At 63.2% G+C, this 304-nt stretch carries 1 pseudogene; it reads left to right on the top strand.

What is annotated here, in order from left to right:
- Positions 1-304: pseudogene (locus tag EN807_RS34265) on the top strand (ATP-dependent DNA ligase); the annotation flags it as partial.

The raw sequence follows: 304 nt of genomic DNA, 5'->3' as shown, positions 1-304 counted from the left end.
CGAAGCGAAAGGACAGCGTCTATCGCAGTGGGAATTCGACCGCCTGGCTGAAGACGAAGGCTTTCACGATCAACGAATATGAGCTGCTTGGCGTCGAGCGGGAGGCCGGCAAGCCGGCGTTCGCACTGATGGCCGAGCGCGGCACCGGCCGCTACGTTGGGAGCGCGTTCATCACCTTGAACCGGGAAATGCGCGAACGGCTCTGGCGGCGCGTCCAGGAGGCTCCAGGAAGCCCACCGAAGGGTATGAAGCGGCTGGCGACGCAATGGGTGAAGCCTGGCCTGATCGGTCGGGTGAAGCATTT

Origin of the sequence: Mesorhizobium sp. M5C.F.Ca.ET.164.01.1.1 (assembly GCF_004792125.1) — a bacterium.
GTDB lineage: Bacteria > Pseudomonadota > Alphaproteobacteria > Rhizobiales > Rhizobiaceae > Mesorhizobium > Mesorhizobium wenxiniae.
The sequence above is the reverse complement of the archived record's forward strand: the minus strand, read 5'-3'. Positions and strand labels throughout refer to the sequence as shown.